This is a genomic window from Streptomyces sp. NPDC028331, from assembly GCF_055565775.1.
Map to the genome: position 1 here is coordinate 262,406 of NZ_JBVHTR010000004.1, position 16,076 is coordinate 278,481.

The following is a 16,076-nucleotide window of genomic DNA, read 5'->3' on the forward strand; positions in this document are numbered from 1 at the left end:
GGCCGATGGGGTTCCTGGACATCCTGCTCGGCCGTACGAAGCCGGCGGCACCCGATCTCGACCGGTTGTTCGCCCTGCCGTCGGCGGCCATCACGCTGGAGGCGGCCACCGGGTTCACCCCGACCGGGACCGGCGCGGTCTGCTTCGCCACGGTGGAGGGCGGCGCCTTCACCCAGACCAACCGTGAGGTCCAGGCGCTCCTCGACGCCGACACCGACCGCACCGGGCCGCCCGTCGAGCTGCAACGGGACGACTACGGCTACTCGTGGCTGGTCTCGCGCCGCACCCCCGACCAGCTCTCCGCCCTGGTCAACGACCTGCACGCGGTGAACAGCGCCATGGAGGTCAACGGTTTCGGCCCGCAACTGCTGTGCTCGGTGGCCGGCTTCCAGGGCCCGGGCGGGCGGCGGCTGGGCCTGGTCTACCTGTACAAGCGAGGTACCTACTACCCGTTCGCGCCGCTCGCCGGGCAGGGCGAGCGGCGCGACAACGCGCTGGAGTTGCAGACCAAGGCGGTCCTCGCGAACGATCTGCGGATCGAGCAGGACCTCGGCCGGTGGTTCCCGATCTGGGGTGCGCCCGGCCTGTGACGCGCCCCTACTTGCTCGGCCCGCGCTCCTGACGACGGGCCTCGAAGGGGCGCTCGCGGCGGTAGCGGCGCTCCCACTTGGCCTGCTGGTCACGGCGCTCTCGGTACTCCCGGTAGGTGGCCGCCGAGGCCGGGGCGCCCGGGGTGCCGGCGGGCGACGAGCCGCGACCGTACCGCGCGTACAGGACGACCAGGGCTATGGCCGCGAGCCACCAGATGTGGTTGCCGAACCCGAAGAGGACGAGGACGACGGTTCCGGCAAGGATGATGGTGCCCATGACGCCCTCCTTCGCTTGAGTGAGTGGTTGTGCCAGAGGGTCCGACGGGGTGCCGGGGGTGTGCGACCACCATCGGAACGTGTGTCCAGCGTAGGGATGCGGTCACGGGGGGTGCATCTGCTTTTCGGCTGTGCCGGACCGGTGGCCGGGCCGTGCGAGAGGATGGCGGAGCGCGTACGGGGCGGCATTCGGTGGAGGCGGCATGGGAGAGGCGCGGCGGCACATCGGGACGGCGGAGCGGCGGGCCCGGCTCGCGGCGCGGCACCGGCTGGGCGCGGGGGCGCGGGCGGCGACGCCCGAGGAGGTCTCCGGTTCGCTGGTGGCGCTGCACGGCACGGATCCGGCCACGGTGTTCCTCGCCGTCGGGGCGCGCCTGGCGGATGCGGGCAAGACCGTGGCGGAGGTGGAGCGGGCGCTGTACGAGGACCGGACGCTGGTGCGGATGCACGGCATGCGGCACACCGTGTTCGTGTTCCCGACCGAACTCACGGCCGTGGTGCACGCGTCGACGGGACTGGTGAACGCGGCGAAGGCACGCGCGGGCCTGGTCAAGGACCTGGCGGCCGGCAGCGGCGGGCGGCTGACGGAGGAGTGGCTGACGGAGGTCGAGGCGTCGGCGCTCGCCGCGCTGGCCCGGCGCGGTGAGGCGACGACGGTCCAGCTCACCCGGGACGAGCCGAGGTTGAAGGAGCAGTTCACGTACGGGGCGGGCAAGAGCTACGAGGCCCTGCAGACGGTGTCGTCGCGGCTGATGCGCGTTCTGGGCGTCGAGGGCCGGGTGGTCCGGGGGCGTCCGCTGGGTGCGTGGACGTCGTCGCAGTTCCGCTGGGCCATCGCCCCGCCCCACCCCGAACTCCCGCCCGCCGAGGCCCAGCGGGAGCTGCTCCGGCGCTGGCTGGCGGCCTGCGGCCCGGCCACGGAGGGGGACCTGAAGTGGTGGACGGGCTGGAGGGTGACGGAGGTGCGGCGGGCGCTGACGGCGATGGACGCGGTCCCGGTGACCTTGGACGGCGGGGCGACGGGGTACGTGACGTCCGGCGACGAGGAATCGCCGCCGGCCGCCGGACCGTGGGCGGCCCTGCTTCCGGCCCTGGACCCCACGGCGATGGGCTGGCAGGAACGGGACTGGTACCTGTCCCCCGAGCTGCGGCCGGCCCTGTTCGACCGCAGTGGCAATGTCGGCCCGACGGTGTGGTGGGACGGCCGGGTGGTCGGGGGGTGGGCGCAGCGGGCGGACGGTGAGGTGGTGTGGCGCGTCCTGGACAAGGAGGATCTGGGCCGGGAGGCGCACGAGGCGATCGCCACGGAGGCCGCCCGACTGGGATCGTGGCTGGCCGGCACCCGGGTGACACCACGCTTCCGGACACCTCTGGAGAAGGAGCTGGCCAACCTGCCCGGCCCGTCCGGCGATTGAGGAGGAGGCCGCCGTCCCCGGGGGCCCGGGGAAGGGGCCCCCGGGGGCGGCGGCCACGACGCCGGGCGCCCGAAAGGAAGGAGGGCGCCCGGCGCCACGCTCAACGGCAGTACCGCATCAGCGCCCGCACCATGTGGCACGTCGTGTCCGACGGCGGCCGTACCCCGATCTGCTCCGCCGTGTTCCGTATCGTCTCGTTGTGCGCCTGGTTCGGTACGTACACCCCCGAGTCGAGCAGGGCGATCGCGAGGCGCATGGCCTTCAGGCGCCGGTTGTGCGTGACGTACCACTCGCGCGGCCGCCCCGGCGGGAGCGGTCGCTTGGCCACCGGTGCGTACGGCAGGTCCAGCGGGACCGGCCGCCGCGCCGTCGACTGAGTGGGCTTCGGCCTGGTTGCGGCAGCGGGCACAGGCATCCTCCTGTCGCGGTCAGGGAGATGCCGGACGCTCCGGCGCCCCCCTCGAACACTGCTTCTATTTTACTGCCGCCCACTGACAAAAGCCCCTGGCCACAGGCCATTTGAGCCAGGTTGTGACAGGGGCGAGAAGGGGTGTTTCGGCTACCGTGTGAGGCATGGAGATCTGGATCAACCCGGCCTGCTCGAAGTGCCGCAGCGCCCTCACCCTGCTCGACGCCGAGGGCGCCGACTACACCGTGCGCCGCTACCTGGAGGACGTACCGACCGAGGAGGAGATCCGCGGCGTCCTCGACCGGCTGCAGCTCGAGCCGTGGGACATCACCCGCACCCAGGAGCCCGACGCCAAGGAACTCGGCATGAAGGACTGGCCGAGGGATGCCGCGTCCCGTGACCGCTGGGTGCGCGCGCTCGCCGAGCATCCCCGGCTCATCCAGCGGCCCATCATCACCGCCGACGACGGTACGGCCGTGGTCGGGCGCACGGAGGAGGCCGTACGGGACGCGCTGTCCCGCTGACGCCGGCGCTCCTGTGACCTACGTTACTTCGCTGACTCCTGTAAACCACTGAGTAACTCCGTTCGGTATCTCGTACATAGCGGCGTACCTATCTCGTCCGGTCGCCGGTGACGGCGGCCGGGGACAGGAGGCGCGCATGTCGCGTAGGAGAACTCTCAGTCCCAAGAAGAAGATCGCGCTGGCGGTCACCGCGGTCGCCGTGGCCGGAAGCGGGGCCTTCGCCCTCGCCGCCACCTCGAACGCGGCGAACGTGCAGACCGCGTCGACCTCCACGGTCTGTCAGGGCCTGGCCACCGCGCTCGGCAACAACGAGGCGTTCATCGCCGCGCAGAAGGCCAACCCGGACGCCCAGTCGGCCGCGCGGATCGCCAACCGCGAGGCGGTCGTCGCCGAGATCAAGCGGAAGCAGGAGGCGTCCGGCTGCCAGGTCGGGGAGTCCGTCCAGGCGGGCGGCTCGGGATCGGCGCAGTCCGGCGGCGCCGCGCAGGCCGGGGGGTCGGCTCAGGACCCCCAGGCCTCGCAGGCCGCCACCACCGCGCCGGCGACGACCGCCCCCGCGACCTCGGCACCCGCGGACAACGCGGGATCCGCCTCGGGGCAACAGGTCTGCAAGGGCTCCACGGTGACGCTCTCCGGTGAGGGCGGCGCCCCGGCCGCGTCCAGCAACCAGTTCCCCGCGGGGACGACCCTGAAGGTCACCAACCTGGACAACAACAAGTCCACGACGGTGAAGGTCACCTCCGTCTCGGGCAGTTGCGTGCTCCTCAACAACGCGGCCTTCGAACAGGTCCGCGAGCCCGGCAAGTTCCTGATCCGCCGGGCTCTCATCGAGAAGGTGGGGTGAGACCTGCGCCTCAGGAACTCCGGGAGGCGTGAACTCCGGGAGGCGTGAACTTCCGGAGGCGTGAACTCCCGGAGGCGTGAACTCCCGGAGGCGTGAACTCCCGGAGGCGTGAACTCCGGGAGGCGGCACACCATGTGCGCGGTCCTGCCGTTCGCGGCCACGAGCGGCAGGACCGGCACGCGCGCCCGAGCGCAGCGCGGCGGTGCTCGGGCGCGGGCCCCCGGCCGGGTTCCCGGTGGGGAGGCCGGCCGTCGCCTCCCGGGGCCGCGACCGCCCCGCGTCGAGCGGGGCTGTGGGGCCGGCCACCGCACCGGGGGGGTGGCCGGCCCCGCGCGTGCCGAGCCGCGGTTCGCCGATGAGGCCGCCGGCGCCGGACGCCGGTGGGGGACCCATCACCGTGTGGTTCCCGGCCGGGAAGCGTGTCGGTAACACGGGGTTCACAGCAGGGCAATGGCCGGGAAATCGCCTGTTGACAAGCTGCCGGGCATCACCGGCGCCCCATTGCCGCAGCGCCGCGCACCCGCACGACTCCTGCGACCGCGCTGTCGACCGCGCAGTCGAGACCTCCCCGAAGGATGTGGCCCGTGACCTTCAAGGCTGAGTACATCTGGATCGACGGCACCCAGCCGACCGCCAAGCTCCGTTCCAAGACGAAGATCCTGGCCGACGACGCCAAGGGCGAGGAGCTTCCGATCTGGGGCTTCGACGGGTCCTCCACGAACCAGGCCGAGGGCCACTCCTCGGACTGCGTGCTCAAGCCGGTCTTCTCCTGTCCCGACCCGATCCGCGGCGGCGACGACGTCCTGGTGCTGTGCGAGGTCCTCGACACGGACATGACCCCGCACCCGTCCAACACCCGTGCCGCGCTGGCCGAGGTGGCCGAGAAGTTCGCCGCCCAGGAGCCGGTCTTCGGTATCGAGCAGGAGTACACCTTCTTCGACGGCTCGCGTCCGCTCGGCTTCCCGGAGGGCGGCTTCCCCGCCCCGCAGGGCGGCTACTACTGCGGTGTCGGCGCCGACGAGATCTTCGGCCGTGAGGTCGTCGAGGCGCACCTGGACAACTGCCTGAAGGCGGGCCTCGGCATCTCCGGCATCAACGCCGAGGTCATGCCCGGCCAGTGGGAGTTCCAGGTCGGCCCGCTCTCCCCGCTCGAGGTCGCCGACCAGCTCTGGGTGGCCCGCTGGCTGCTGTACCGCACCGCCGAGGACTTCGGCATCTCCGCGACCCTGGACCCGAAGCCGGTCAAGGGCGACTGGAACGGCGCCGGTGCGCACACCAACTTCTCGACCAAGGCGATGCGCGAGGGCTACGACGCCATCATCACCGCCTGCGAGGCGCTCGGCGAGGGCTCCAAGCCGCTCGACCACGTCAAGAACTACGGCGTCGGCGTCGAGGACCGCCTCACCGGCCTGCACGAGACCGCCCCGTGGAACGAGTACTCCTACGGCGTCTCCAACCGCGGTGCCTCGGTGCGCATCCCATGGCAGGTCGAGAAGGACGGCAAGGGCTACATCGAGGACCGCCGCCCGAACGCCAACGTCGACCCGTACCTGGTGACCCGCCTCATCGTCGACACCTGCTGCACGGCGCTGGAGAAGGCCGGCCAGGTCTGACCCGCGCACCGTACGACTCCGCAGGGGGCGCCCACCTCACGGTGGGCGCCCCCTGCGCGTGCCTCCGGCGGCGTTCACCGCGGCCGGGTTGTCCGCCATGTGGACCGGCGGTTCGGGCGCGGCGATCTCCGTCAAGCCCATGACCTGCCCCGAAGGCATGGTCGGGCGGCGCACGCAACGTCGACTTCACGCCACCTCCGTGTCCAAGCAATGAGAGAAGGGTCCTGTCCGGGCGCGGTGTCTGCTTCAATGGGACCCATGGCCAGCTTCCAGAAGTTCAGCGCGACGGGTCGCCGTGACCTCGAGCCCTTCTGGCCTTCCCGTCAGCACCACGACTTCGACCGGGTGTGTTGTCGCGCGGACACCGCGCGGGCCCTGTAGAGCCGTACACCCGGCAGCCGTACACACCGGCGCAGCCGTCCTCTGCGGCCTCCGGCCAGCGCGCACGACGTACGTCCCCCCGACGAACTCCTCGCGCGAAAGAGCTGACCTCTCATGGCGACCACTCGTTCTCTGTCCACCGCCGCCCTCACCACCACCGCCACCCCGTCGAACGGCCCGGCACGGCACCGTCTGCGTGCCGTCGACCGGGACGAGGCCGTCGACGTGGCCGACTTCCTGCCGCCGGGAGCCACCTGGCTGCCGGCACCCCCGCACGCGCTGCCGAGCCTGCCGGGCCGCCCGCCGATGATCGGCTACCTGGTGCTCGTCCCGGCCGACCAGCAGCCCCCGTTCCCGCCCGTCGCGGTGCCCGACCAGCCGGACGCGGAGCGGACCGTGACCGCGGACCCGCTCGTGCGCGTCGACCCCGGACGGCGCACCGCCGAGGTGGACGGACGGCGGCTCGACCTGACCTACCTGGAGTTCGAGCTGCTCGCCCACCTGGTGGCGCACCCGCACCGGGTGCACACCCGCGACCAGCTCGTGACCACGGTATGGGGCTACGGCCACGTGGGCGACGGGCGCACCGTCGACGTCCACATCGCCCGGCTGCGGCGCAAGCTGGGCGCCGCACACCGCGACACCATCCAGACGGTGCGGCGCGTGGGCTACAAGTACGTACCGCCGACGGACCGTTGACGGGGGATCTTCTGTCAGCAGAACCGGGTTCCGTCCCGTGGGCCGTCCGGGCAGAGTCGTCCGTATGAGACTTCTGGTGCTGGGCGGTACGGAGTTCGCGGGCCGGTCCGTCGTCGAGGCGGCGCTCGGGCGGGGCTGGGAGGTGACCGTCCTCAACCGGGGGCGGCACCAGTCCCCGCCCGGTGTCCGGGCGTTGCGCGGCGACCGCACGGCGCCCGGCGGGCTCGCCGCGCTGGCCGCGGGTGAGTGGGACGCCGTCGTGGACACCTGGTCGGCGGCGCCGCGTGCGGTGCACGAGGCGGCGCGGCTGCTCGCCGGGCGCGCCGGACGGTATGTGTACGTGTCGAGTTGCTCGGTGTACGCGTGGGTCCCGCCCTTCGGGTACGACGAGGGCGCGCCGCTGGTGGCGGGCGCCGCGGCGGACGCGGAGGCCACCGACTATGCGCGGGACAAGCGGGGCGGTGAGCTGGCGGCGCTGGCCGCCTTCGGCGCGGACCGCTCGGTGCTCGTGCGGTCGGGACTGATCCTCGGGCCGCACGAGAACATCGGCCGGCTGCCGTGGTGGCTGACCCGGATCGCCCGCGGCGGTCCCGTCCTGGCGCCCGGACCGCGCGAACTGCCGCTGCAGTACGTCGACGTGCGGGACCTCGCGCAGTGGACGCTCGGCGCGGTGGAGCGGGAGCTGAGCGGGCCGTACAACCTGGCGGGTCCGCGCGGGCACAGCACGATGGGCGCGTTGCTGGACGAGTGCGTCCGGGTCACCGGGAGCGGGGCGGAGCTGCGGTGGACCGCGCCCGAGACGGTCCTCGACGCCGGGATCGAGCCGTGGACGCAACTGCCGGTGTGGGTGCCGGAAGGCAGCGACTACGAGGCGGCCCTGTACGGCATCGACGTGTCCCGGGCGGTACGGGACGGGCTGCGGTGCCGCCCGGTCGCGGAGACCGTGGGCGACACCTGGGCCTGGCTGCGGGAGTCGGGCGGTGCGGTGCCGCAGCGGCCCGGCCGGCCCCCGGTGGGTCTGGACCCGGCGGTGGAGGCGAAGGTGCTCGGCGCCGGGGGTGTACCTGGCACCACCCCCTGACCGGGTGGCTCGGGCCCGTGACCGCCGCCCGGACCTCGGCCAGACTGACGCCATGAATCCTGAGATCAGGCGCGGGGGCGCCCGCGAGCACGCACGAAAGGTCGTCCTGGCCGCCGTGCGCGGGCTGGTGCTGTCCCTGGCGGTGCTGCCGTTCGGCGTGGCGTTCCTCGTGCTGACCCTGCTGTCCCTCGCGTTCGTCCCGCTCGGGATCGGGCTCGTCACCACGCCGTGGGTGCTGACCGGCGTGCGCGCCCTGGCGGGCACCCGGCGCAGGCTCGCGGACGAGTGGTGCGGGATACGGATCCGCGCGGCGTACCGGCCGCTCCCCGCGGACGCCAATCCGTGGTCGCGCACCTTCGGGATGCTGCGCGACCCGCAGACCTGGCGGGACGTGCTCTGGCTGCCGGTGGACCTGACGGCGGGCTTCTTCACCGCGCTGCTGCCGGCCGTGGTGCTGCTGTACCCGGTGGAGGGGCTCCTGCTGCCGGCCGGGCTGTGGCGGTCGTACGTCGGGGGCGGCACCTACTGGTACGCCTTCGTCCCGGTCTCCGGCCAGGCGACCGCCTTCGGCGCGGCCGCGCTCGGCGCCGTGCTCCTCGCCGTCGCCTGGCGGTACGCCCCGCGCCTGCTCGTCGCGCACTTCCGGCTCACCCGGGCCGTCCTCGGCGCCCCGCACGGTGAACTCGCCGAGCGCGTCCGGGTGCTGACCGAGACGCGGCGGGACGCGGTGGACACCTCGGCCGCGGAGCTGCGCCGCATCGAACGCGACCTGCACGACGGGGCGCAGGCCCGGCTGGTCGCGATGGGCATGGACCTCGGCACCGTCGACATGCTGCTCGACAAGGACCCGCAGCAGGCCAGGAAGCTGCTGGCCCAGGCGCGCCGGAACTCCTCCGAGGCGCTGGAGGAACTGCGCGACCTGGTCCGGGGGATCCATCCCCCGGTGCTGGCCGAGCGCGGCCTGGGCGACGCCGTACGGGCGCTGGCGCTGCGGCTGCCGCTGCCCGGCGAGGTGAGTGTGGACCTGCCCGGCCGGGCGGACGCGCCGGTCGAGTCGGCCGCGTACTTCGCCGTGAGCGAGGTGCTCACCAACGCCGTCAAGCACTCCGGCGCCGACCGGGTCTGGGTCGACGTGCACCACGCGGACGGCACGCTGCGGATCACGGTCACCGACAACGGCAAGGGCGGCGCCGCGATCGGGGCGGGTTCGGGGCTCGCCGGGGTCGAGCGCCGGCTCGCCGCATTCGACGGCGTCCTGGCCGTCAGCAGCCCCGCGGGCGGCCCCACCCTGGTGACGCTGGAGATCCCGTGCGCGTTGTCCTAGCCGAAGACCTCTTCCTGCTGCGAGACGGACTGGTCCGGCTGCTGGAGGCCTACGACTTCGAGATCGCCGCCGCCGTCGAGTCCGGGCCCGAACTCGCCCGTGCGCTCGCGGAGTCGGAGCCGGACGTCGCCGTGGTCGACGTGCGCCTGCCGCCCACGCACACCGACGAGGGCCTGCAGTGCGCGCTCGAGGCCCGGCGGGAGCGGCCCGGGCTGCCGGTGCTGGTCCTCTCCCAGCACGTGGAGCAGTTGTACGCGCGGGAACTGCTCGCCGACGGCGACGGCGGGATCGGCTACCTGCTGAAGGACCGGGTGTTCGACGCCGACCAGTTCGTGGACGCCGTACGACGGGTGGCGGCGGGCGGCACGGCGATGGACCCGCAGGTGATCCAGCAGCTTCTGACGCGGCGCGCGGCGGACGACCGGCCGCTCGGACGGCTGACGCCGCGGGAGCTGGAGGTGCTGGAGCTGATGGCGCAGGGCCGCTCCAACGCGGCGATCGCCGAGCGGCTGGTGGTCACCGAGCGGGCGATCGCGAAACACACCTCCAACATCTTCGCCAAGCTGGGCCTCGAGGTTTCCGACGACGACAATCGGCGGGTTCTGGCCGTCCTCGCCTATTTGGATCACGGTCGCTGAATCGGCCGAACCGGCTGAATGAAATTCAAAAGAATGACCTCTACCCGCCTCAACTCCCTTTGAAACGAGGGCTTCTGCACCTCTTGCGCCCGAATTGCCCTCAGGAACTTCCAAGTTTTTCTCTGGTCTCTGAACACCCCACCGGCCTCCTGCGTATGGGATGACGCCGCTTCACCCCTGTCGGGCGCCTCCGCCCCGAAAGGAAGTCAGAGGAGTTCCATGGGACGCAACACGAGAAAACGCCGTACGCCGCTGGCCACCAAGGCCATAGCCGCCTCGGCTGCCCTAGCGCTCGGTGGGGGCGGGTTGCTCTGGGCCAACTACTTCGCCTCGGCCCACGAGACGAACAACCAGGCCTGGGGAGGGAATCAGACCAAGGCCGCCTCCGCACAGGTGGCGACGATCTCCTGCCCGGACGTCGGCCAGAAGCTGACGAACGTGCCGGCCGCGGCGCGCAACGGCGTGGCCGCGGAGCTCGCGAACCTCGACAAGCAGATCACCGAGGCCTACTCCCGGCTCGCCTCCACGCGCCAGGCCCAGGCGAACGACGCGAGCTTCGTGCAGAACGCGATCGTCGGCCCCCTCAAGGAGAAGCGGGCCGCGACGATCGACCGGATCAGGATCGACATCCAGCGGGTCGGCGGGGCCTTCAACCAGTCGCTGTCCCAGCTCGCCGCCTGCACGACGCTGTCCACCAACCAGACCAACGCCGGCCAGACCGGCGGCGGCCAGCAGCAGGGCGGTCAGCAGCAGGGCGGCCAGCAGAACGGTGGCCAGCAGCAGGGCGGCCAGCAGAACGGTGGCCAGCAGCAAGGCAACAACGGCCAGCAGCAGGGCAACGGCGGTCAGGCCGGCAACGGCCCGGTGGCGGCCGACTTCGTGGACATCACGAAGGTCGCACCGAACGTCCAGGCCAAGCCGAACAAGACCCCCAACGCCTCGACGGGTCAGTTCGTCACGCGCTGCGGTGTGAACGCCAACAAGAACCACAACACCGACAACGTGATCGTGGCGCCCGGCGTGGCCAACGGCGCGCACCACCTGCACGACTACGTCGGCAACCAGAAGGTCAACGCCTTCTCCAGCAACCAGACGTTCCTGCAGGGCGGCACGAGCTGCCAGAACAAGAACGACCTGTCGGCGTACTACTGGCCGGTGGTCCGTATCCAGGACGGCACCCAGGACTTCGACCAGAACAGGGACGGCGGCGGCAAGGAAGGCAACGTCGGCAAGATCCTGACCCCCGTCCAGGCGGAGATCAAGTACGTCGGCAACCCGACCAGCAAGGTCGTCGCGATGCCGCAGTTCCTGCGCATCATCACCGGTGACGCCAAGACCACCACCAACGGCCTGGCGAACGCCAACGCGCACTGGAGCTGCACCGGCTTCGAGAACAAGGTCCAGCTGACGACGCAGTACCCGATCTGCCCGCAGGGCAGCAACGTGGTCCGCACGTTCGCCTTCCAGAGCTGCTGGGACGGCCAGAACATCGACAGCGCCAACCACCGCACGCACGTGGCCTTCGCCGACCCGGCGAGCGGCGCCTGCGGGAACGGCTTCAAGGCGATCCCGCAGCTCACGATGCGCCTCGTGTACAAGATCAACCCGCCGGTCATCCAGAACGGCCAGGTGAAGAACGCCTACGCGGTGGACGGCTTCCCGGACCAGCTCCACAAGGCGGCCACCGACCACGACGACTTCATCAGCGTCACGACCGGCGGCCTGGCGAACAAGATCGCCAACTGCATCAACTCCGGCCAGAGGTGCCAGTGACAGGACGACACCACTGAACCGGTGACCCACTGAAGAAGGCCGGTGGCGGATCTCCCGCCACCGGCCTTCGGTGTGTGCGCCAGGGACTGCCTTCCGGACGGCAGATCCCGGATCCGGCTCAGCCGCTGTGGCCGGCGTGGGAGTGGTGGTCGGCGCCCACCTCCACATCGCCGCCCAGCTTGCCGCGCAGCGCCTTGACCACTCCGTCGTCGCCGACGGCGACCCACTTGCGGCCCACGAGGTAGTAACCGCCGTAGTCCTTGGCGTCGTTGATCCACTCCCGCTGGCCGCGGTCGGTGGCGAAGGTGGCGAGCACGAACTTGCCGTCCGCGTTGGTGCAGATGGCCTGACGGATCTCGTCGGCGTCCGTCTGGATGTTCGGCTTGCAGTTCACGTCCGCCGCCAGGTCCTCGAGGCTGCCGGTCGCGGCCGCCGGGACCTTGTCCTGGGCGGCACCGGACGACCCGCCCGATCCGCCGCAGCCGGTCAGCACCAGCAGGGCGACGACCGCACCGGCCGCCAGCTTCTCGCGCGTGCACCTCATGTGTTCCTCCGGTCCTTCGGGCCATGCCGCTGGGAGCCCCCGCGAGGGCCCTGCCCTTCCGTACGGCTCCGGTGCGCCCGGTGCTCAATGGCGGCACATCTGTGCGACAGTGTGCCGTCGGCACCCGAGACGAGGGGGATGGATGAGCACACCGGACTGGGAGGAACGCCTGGCCGCTGCCTGGGCGCGCTTCGACGACTACACGGAAGAGGGCGCCCCGGACTTCCGGGCCGTGATCGACGCCCTCGTCGCCGAACTGCCCGACGACAGCCCGGTCGGGCCGTTCGAACGGGCCTGCGCCTGGGACTCGACGGGCCACTCCGACCGGGCGGTGCCGCTGTACCGGGAGGCGCTGGCGCGCGGCCTCGACGGCTACCGCGGCCGGCGGGCCAGGATCCAGCTGGCCAGTTCGCTCCGGAACATCGGACGGCCCGAGGAGGGCGTCGCGCTGCTCACCCCCGAACTCGAGGCCCCGTCGCACGAGTTGGACGACGCGGTGCGCGCCACTCTGGCCCTGTGCCTGTCGAGTCTCGGCCGCGACCGCGAGGGCCTCGCCCTGGTCCTCGGCGCGCTCGCCCCCCATCTGCCGCGCTACCAGCGGTCGATGGCGAACTACGCGCGGCTGCTGGTCGAGCCCGGCCGCTGAGCCCACCGGGCCGGGGCGGGCGGCCATGGGGCCGTCGACGACGCCGGCGCCCCCGACCGGGGGCCGCGGCCGTGCCGCCGCCACCCACCACCGTCCTGCCGTCGTGCCGTCGTGGCGCCGAGGCGGGCCGGCGTCCCGGTGACCAACACCCGTCCCGCTCGTTTGCCGGACGTGCAGTCACAGGATGTCGCCCCGCGCCCCACCCCGGCCTCCGGGCCGGTCGTCGACGTCGAGCAGGCCGAGGCCGCGCTCGTCGAGCACTACCCCCGGCTCGTCCGGCTCGCCTATCTGGTGCTGCCGTCGGGCCTCGGCCGCACCCGGCGGGTGCTGACCGCGCACGCCCTGGCCCAGCGGGCGCTCCCCCGCGGGCGTACCTCCGCCTCGATGATCCCGGCCCAGGCGACCGGCCGCGACGGCGACCCCGGGTACTCCTTCGTCCGGCTGCGGGTGCTGCGCACGGCACTGGAGGCGGGAGTCCCGCTCAGGCGGGCCGCCTGGCCGAAGCGCTCCCAGTTGCCGCCGCTGCTGCCGCAGGTCTGGGGCCTGAAACTCTTCCCGCGTTCGGGCGGCGCCGAGGAACTCGCCCTGGACCAGCGGCTGTCGACGCTCTCCGCGCCGGCCCGCGCCGCCTACGTCCTGCGCGGCCTGGAGAAGCTCCCCGAGGGCGAGGTGCCCAAGGTGCTCGCGGCGGCGGGCGTCGCGGACCCGGCGGCCGCGGTGCGGGAGGCCTCGGGTGTGCCCGCGCAGGACGCGCTGCTGGACTCCCCCGAGTTCGACGCGTGCTCCCTCCAGGCCCGGCCCACCGACCTGATGCGGCGCCGCCGGCACGGCAAGGCGGCGCTCGCGGCAGCGGCGGCCGTCGCGGTGTGCGGGGCGCTTCTCGCCCTGCCCGACGGCGGCTGGGGCCCGGACGGAGCGGCCGCTCCCTCGGGCGAGCAGAACCCGGCGGCGCAGGCCGCCCTGGACCCGGCCCAGGTGACGACGATGCCGCCCGCCGCCTGGAAGACCTCGGCGCGCACCGACTTCTCCGTGTGGCCCGCGCGCGGCGACCTCACCGGCGACCGGGCACTGCTGCGGCGTGCGCTCGCCGTGTGGGCGCGGCCCGGTGACTCCGTGCGGGTCTCGGCGACCCCGGGCACCCCGTCGGGCGGCCCGCCGGGACCGCCGCGTCTGCTGTACGCGGGGCAGGTCGACACCGCTCGGGTGGTGCTCTTCTACGACGGTCTGCGCGTCGTGCGCTACGCGGAGCCGAAGGACGGCACCGAAGGAGCGGCGCTCGACTTCGCCCGGGTCGACGGGGCGAGCGGAGCCGAGGCGGACGCGGTGGTGCTAGACCGGGCCGACGCCAACGTCCGCTTTCTTACGGCCCCCTGGGTGACCGGTGCCGCCGAGCGGGACCTGCGCAGGCCGACGGCGGGAACGACGGACCTCGGCCTGACCGGCGGAGTCACCGCGCCGCTGGCGAGCCCGGCGCAGCAGTCCGGCTCGTGCCCGTCGTGGAAGGTGCTGGAGCTGACCGGCGGTTCGGGCGCGCAGTTGCTGACCGATCTCGGGGAGCTGGTGCCGGCGCACCTGACCGTGGGACGGCCGGGCGCGCCGCGGGAGGCGTCCGGGACGACGGCGCTGCACACCTGGGCGCCCTTCGCCTGTTCGCTGGCGGCGGTGCGGTCGCAGGGCGTGAAGTCGGTGAACGCGTGGGAGTACGCGCGGCAGACGCTGCCGGACGCCTCCGGCGACGGGGCCTGGCTGTGCACGCGCGCCGACACCTGGCGGGGCGACGGGGGCTGGGTGCAGGCGCAGTTCCACACGCCGGGCGCCGCCGACGGGGCGATCGCGGCGCAGGCCGAGGACGTGCCGGCGTGCGGTGCGAAGGATCCGCACGTACTGGCCGGCGTGCTGTGGAAGTCGGCGAAGGGCGACTGGTATCTGCTGGCCGCCGGGACCCAGGACACGAAGTCCGTCCAGGCGGCGGGCGGGGTGTCCGGATCGGCGGACGGCAGTCTGCTGGCCGTGCGCGCCAAGCAGGGCGCCAAGGCGCGGTTGAAGGGCACGCTGAAGGACGGAAGGACGATCAGCGCGTTGCGGTGACACGGCACGGGTCCGGTGCACGGATCCGTGCACCGGACCCGTGCACCGGACCCGTCGGGTGCGGGATATGTGCTTAACATGTGAACAACCGCTGCCGTCCGGGGCCCTGCGCGGCTGGATCTGATCGGTAAGGTGTTCGCATGGCAACCGGGGTACGCCGCAGACTGGGAGTCGAGGAGCGGCGGCAGCAGTTGATCGGCGTCGCGCTCGAACTGTTCAGCCGACGCTCCCCCGACGAGGTCTCCATCGACGAGATAGCGTCGGCCGCGGGCATCTCGCGGCCGCTGGTCTACCACTACTTTCCCGGCAAACTCAGCCTGTACGAGGCCGCGTTGACGCGTGCCTCGGAGGATCTGGCAGGTCGGTTCGTGGAACCCCGGGAGGGCCCGCTGGGCGCCCGGCTGCTGCGTGTGATGCACCGGTTCTTCGACTTCGTCGAGGACCACGGCCCCGGTTTCTCCGCGCTGATGCGCGGCGGACCCGCTGTCGGCTCCTCCCGGACGAACGCGCTCGTCGACTCGGTGCGGCAGGCCGCGTATGTCCAGATCCTTGCGCACCTCGAGGTCCAGGACCCGCCCGCGCGTCTGGAGCTGGTGGTCCGCTCCTGGATCTCGCTCGTCGAAGCGACGGCACTGATCTGGCTGGACGGGCGGCGCATCCCGCGCGCCGAGCTGGAGGTCAAGCTGGTGCACGACTTCGCCGCACTGGCCGCGGTCAGCGCCGCCCACGACGAGGACCTGGCGGCGCTGCTGAAGAAGATGATCAAGAATGAGCCGGCCGACAGCCCCTACGCGGACCTGGTCGGCCGGCTCGTCTCCCTGGGTGCCTAAGATCGGACTCCCATTCTGGTCGGGGCTCTACCGCTCGAACTTCCGGTAGGACGCGTCCAGTTCGCGGACCTCGGCGGAGGCGTGCAGCGTCACGCCGTCCTCCGGTGCCACATGCTCCCGGAGCAGTTCCAGCACGGCTTCGGTGAGCCTGGCCTTCGTCTCCTCGCTGCGTCCGGCGAGGAGGCCGATGGTCACGTGCACGATCGCGTGCGCCTCGGGGTCCTCGTATCCGAACGCCCTGGTGTCGCTGTGCCGGAAGAGCGTCTTGCACGCCTCGGGCTTCGCCGCGGCGATCTCGACGGTCGCCTCGTGCAGCGCCCGCGCGAACCCCTCCAGGTCGAAGGGGTCCTCCACCGGGTGCGAGTAGTCGACGGTGATCTGCGGCATGGGCACTCCTGTTC

Annotated in this window: 18 protein-coding genes; 14 read left to right on the forward strand and 4 right to left on the reverse strand. The window is 72.4% G+C overall.

Features of this window, described 5'->3' with window-relative positions; genetic code table 11:
* The first annotated feature begins 5 nt into the window (after positions 1–5).
* Positions 6–590, forward strand: coding sequence for a PspA-associated protein PspAB (gene pspAB / locus ACZ4SW_RS07200; RefSeq protein ID WP_468239013.1), 585 nt, complete (start codon positions 6–8; stop codon positions 588–590).
* Positions 591–597: 7 nt separating this feature from the next.
* Here pspAB and ACZ4SW_RS07205 read toward each other — a convergent pair whose 3' ends face one another.
* The gene (locus ACZ4SW_RS07205; RefSeq protein WP_468239015.1) at positions 598–867 is read right to left on the reverse strand and encodes a hypothetical protein; all 270 of its coding nucleotides are present in this window, start codon (positions 865–867) and stop codon (positions 598–600) included.
* A 202-nt stretch (positions 868–1,069) separates the two neighbouring features.
* Here ACZ4SW_RS07205 and ACZ4SW_RS07210 point away from each other — a divergent pair, with 202 nt between their 5' ends.
* Positions 1,070–2,281 (forward strand): winged helix DNA-binding domain-containing protein, encoded by a 1,212-nt coding sequence (locus ACZ4SW_RS07210; RefSeq protein ID WP_468239018.1) that lies wholly within the window; start codon positions 1,070–1,072, stop codon positions 2,279–2,281.
* Positions 2,282–2,381: 100 nt separating this feature from the next.
* On the opposite strand, the gene ACZ4SW_RS07215 is transcribed toward ACZ4SW_RS07210, so the two are convergent.
* The gene (locus ACZ4SW_RS07215; RefSeq protein ID WP_468239020.1) at positions 2,382–2,690 is read right to left on the reverse strand and encodes a hypothetical protein; all 309 of its coding nucleotides are present in this window, start codon (positions 2,688–2,690) and stop codon (positions 2,382–2,384) included.
* A gap of 164 nt (positions 2,691–2,854) precedes the next feature.
* Here ACZ4SW_RS07215 and ACZ4SW_RS07220 point away from each other — a divergent pair, with 164 nt between their 5' ends.
* The 9 genes from ACZ4SW_RS07220 (at position 2,855) to ACZ4SW_RS07260 (ending at position 11,567) form a co-directional block, all read left to right on the forward strand.
* On the forward strand, positions 2,855–3,214 hold the full coding sequence (locus ACZ4SW_RS07220; protein WP_468239022.1) for an arsenate reductase family protein: 360 nt from the start codon (positions 2,855–2,857) through the stop codon (positions 3,212–3,214).
* A gap of 136 nt (positions 3,215–3,350) precedes the next feature.
* Positions 3,351–4,058: an RlpA-like double-psi beta-barrel domain-containing protein gene (locus tag ACZ4SW_RS07225; RefSeq protein WP_468239025.1), complete on the forward strand. Its 708-nt coding sequence runs from the start codon at positions 3,351–3,353 to the stop codon at positions 4,056–4,058.
* Between the two features lie 584 nt (positions 4,059–4,642).
* Positions 4,643–5,671 (forward strand): glutamine synthetase, encoded by a 1,029-nt coding sequence (gene glnII, locus ACZ4SW_RS07230; RefSeq protein ID WP_468239027.1) that lies wholly within the window; start codon positions 4,643–4,645, stop codon positions 5,669–5,671.
* A gap of 258 nt (positions 5,672–5,929) precedes the next feature.
* Positions 5,930–6,052: a hypothetical protein gene (locus tag ACZ4SW_RS07235; RefSeq protein WP_103843624.1), complete on the forward strand. Its 123-nt coding sequence runs from the start codon at positions 5,930–5,932 to the stop codon at positions 6,050–6,052.
* A 114-nt stretch (positions 6,053–6,166) separates the two neighbouring features.
* A complete protein-coding gene (locus ACZ4SW_RS07240) occupies positions 6,167–6,751 on the forward strand; it encodes a winged helix-turn-helix domain-containing protein (RefSeq protein ID WP_468239030.1) in 585 nt (194 codons plus the stop codon).
* A 64-nt stretch (positions 6,752–6,815) separates the two neighbouring features.
* Positions 6,816–7,832, forward strand: a complete 1,017-nt coding sequence (locus ACZ4SW_RS07245; protein WP_468239032.1) for an NAD-dependent epimerase/dehydratase family protein — start codon at positions 6,816–6,818, stop codon at positions 7,830–7,832.
* A gap of 52 nt (positions 7,833–7,884) precedes the next feature.
* On the forward strand, positions 7,885–9,156 hold the full coding sequence (locus ACZ4SW_RS07250; RefSeq protein ID WP_468239034.1) for a sensor histidine kinase: 1,272 nt from the start codon (positions 7,885–7,887) through the stop codon (positions 9,154–9,156).
* Positions 9,141–9,794: a LuxR C-terminal-related transcriptional regulator gene (locus ACZ4SW_RS07255; RefSeq protein ID WP_468239037.1), complete on the forward strand. Its 654-nt coding sequence runs from the start codon at positions 9,141–9,143 to the stop codon at positions 9,792–9,794. Before ACZ4SW_RS07250 ends, ACZ4SW_RS07255 begins: the two co-directional genes overlap by 16 nt.
* 219 nt (positions 9,795–10,013) lie before the next feature.
* Positions 10,014–11,567: a DUF1996 domain-containing protein gene (locus ACZ4SW_RS07260; protein WP_468239039.1), complete on the forward strand. Its 1,554-nt coding sequence runs from the start codon at positions 10,014–10,016 to the stop codon at positions 11,565–11,567.
* A 118-nt stretch (positions 11,568–11,685) separates the two neighbouring features.
* Here the strand turns inward: ACZ4SW_RS07260 and ACZ4SW_RS07265 are convergent, their stop codons facing one another.
* A complete protein-coding gene (locus tag ACZ4SW_RS07265; protein WP_468239041.1) occupies positions 11,686–12,111 on the reverse strand; it encodes a hypothetical protein in 426 nt (141 codons plus the stop codon).
* Between the two features lie 142 nt (positions 12,112–12,253).
* Between ACZ4SW_RS07265 and ACZ4SW_RS07270 the strand changes: the two genes are divergently transcribed.
* The 3 genes from ACZ4SW_RS07270 to ACZ4SW_RS07280 all read left to right on the forward strand — a co-directional run bounded on the left by ACZ4SW_RS07270 (position 12,254) and on the right by ACZ4SW_RS07280 (position 15,675).
* Entirely contained in the window at positions 12,254–12,757 is a 504-nt protein-coding gene (locus tag ACZ4SW_RS07270) for a tetratricopeptide repeat protein (RefSeq protein WP_468239044.1), read from the forward strand.
* A gap of 171 nt (positions 12,758–12,928) precedes the next feature.
* Complete coding sequence (locus tag ACZ4SW_RS07275) at positions 12,929–14,845, forward strand: hypothetical protein (RefSeq protein ID WP_468239046.1); 1,917 nt, start codon at positions 12,929–12,931, stop codon at positions 14,843–14,845.
* Between the two features lie 140 nt (positions 14,846–14,985).
* Complete coding sequence (locus ACZ4SW_RS07280; RefSeq protein ID WP_468239049.1) at positions 14,986–15,675, forward strand: TetR/AcrR family transcriptional regulator; 690 nt, start codon at positions 14,986–14,988, stop codon at positions 15,673–15,675.
* A gap of 27 nt (positions 15,676–15,702) precedes the next feature.
* Here ACZ4SW_RS07280 and ACZ4SW_RS07285 read toward each other — a convergent pair whose 3' ends face one another.
* Positions 15,703–16,062 carry a 5-carboxymethyl-2-hydroxymuconate Delta-isomerase gene (locus tag ACZ4SW_RS07285; protein ID WP_468239051.1) on the reverse strand — a complete coding sequence of 120 codons (360 nt, stop codon included), beginning with the start codon at positions 16,060–16,062 and terminating at the stop codon, positions 15,703–15,705.
* Between the last annotated feature and the right edge of the window lie 14 nt (positions 16,063–16,076).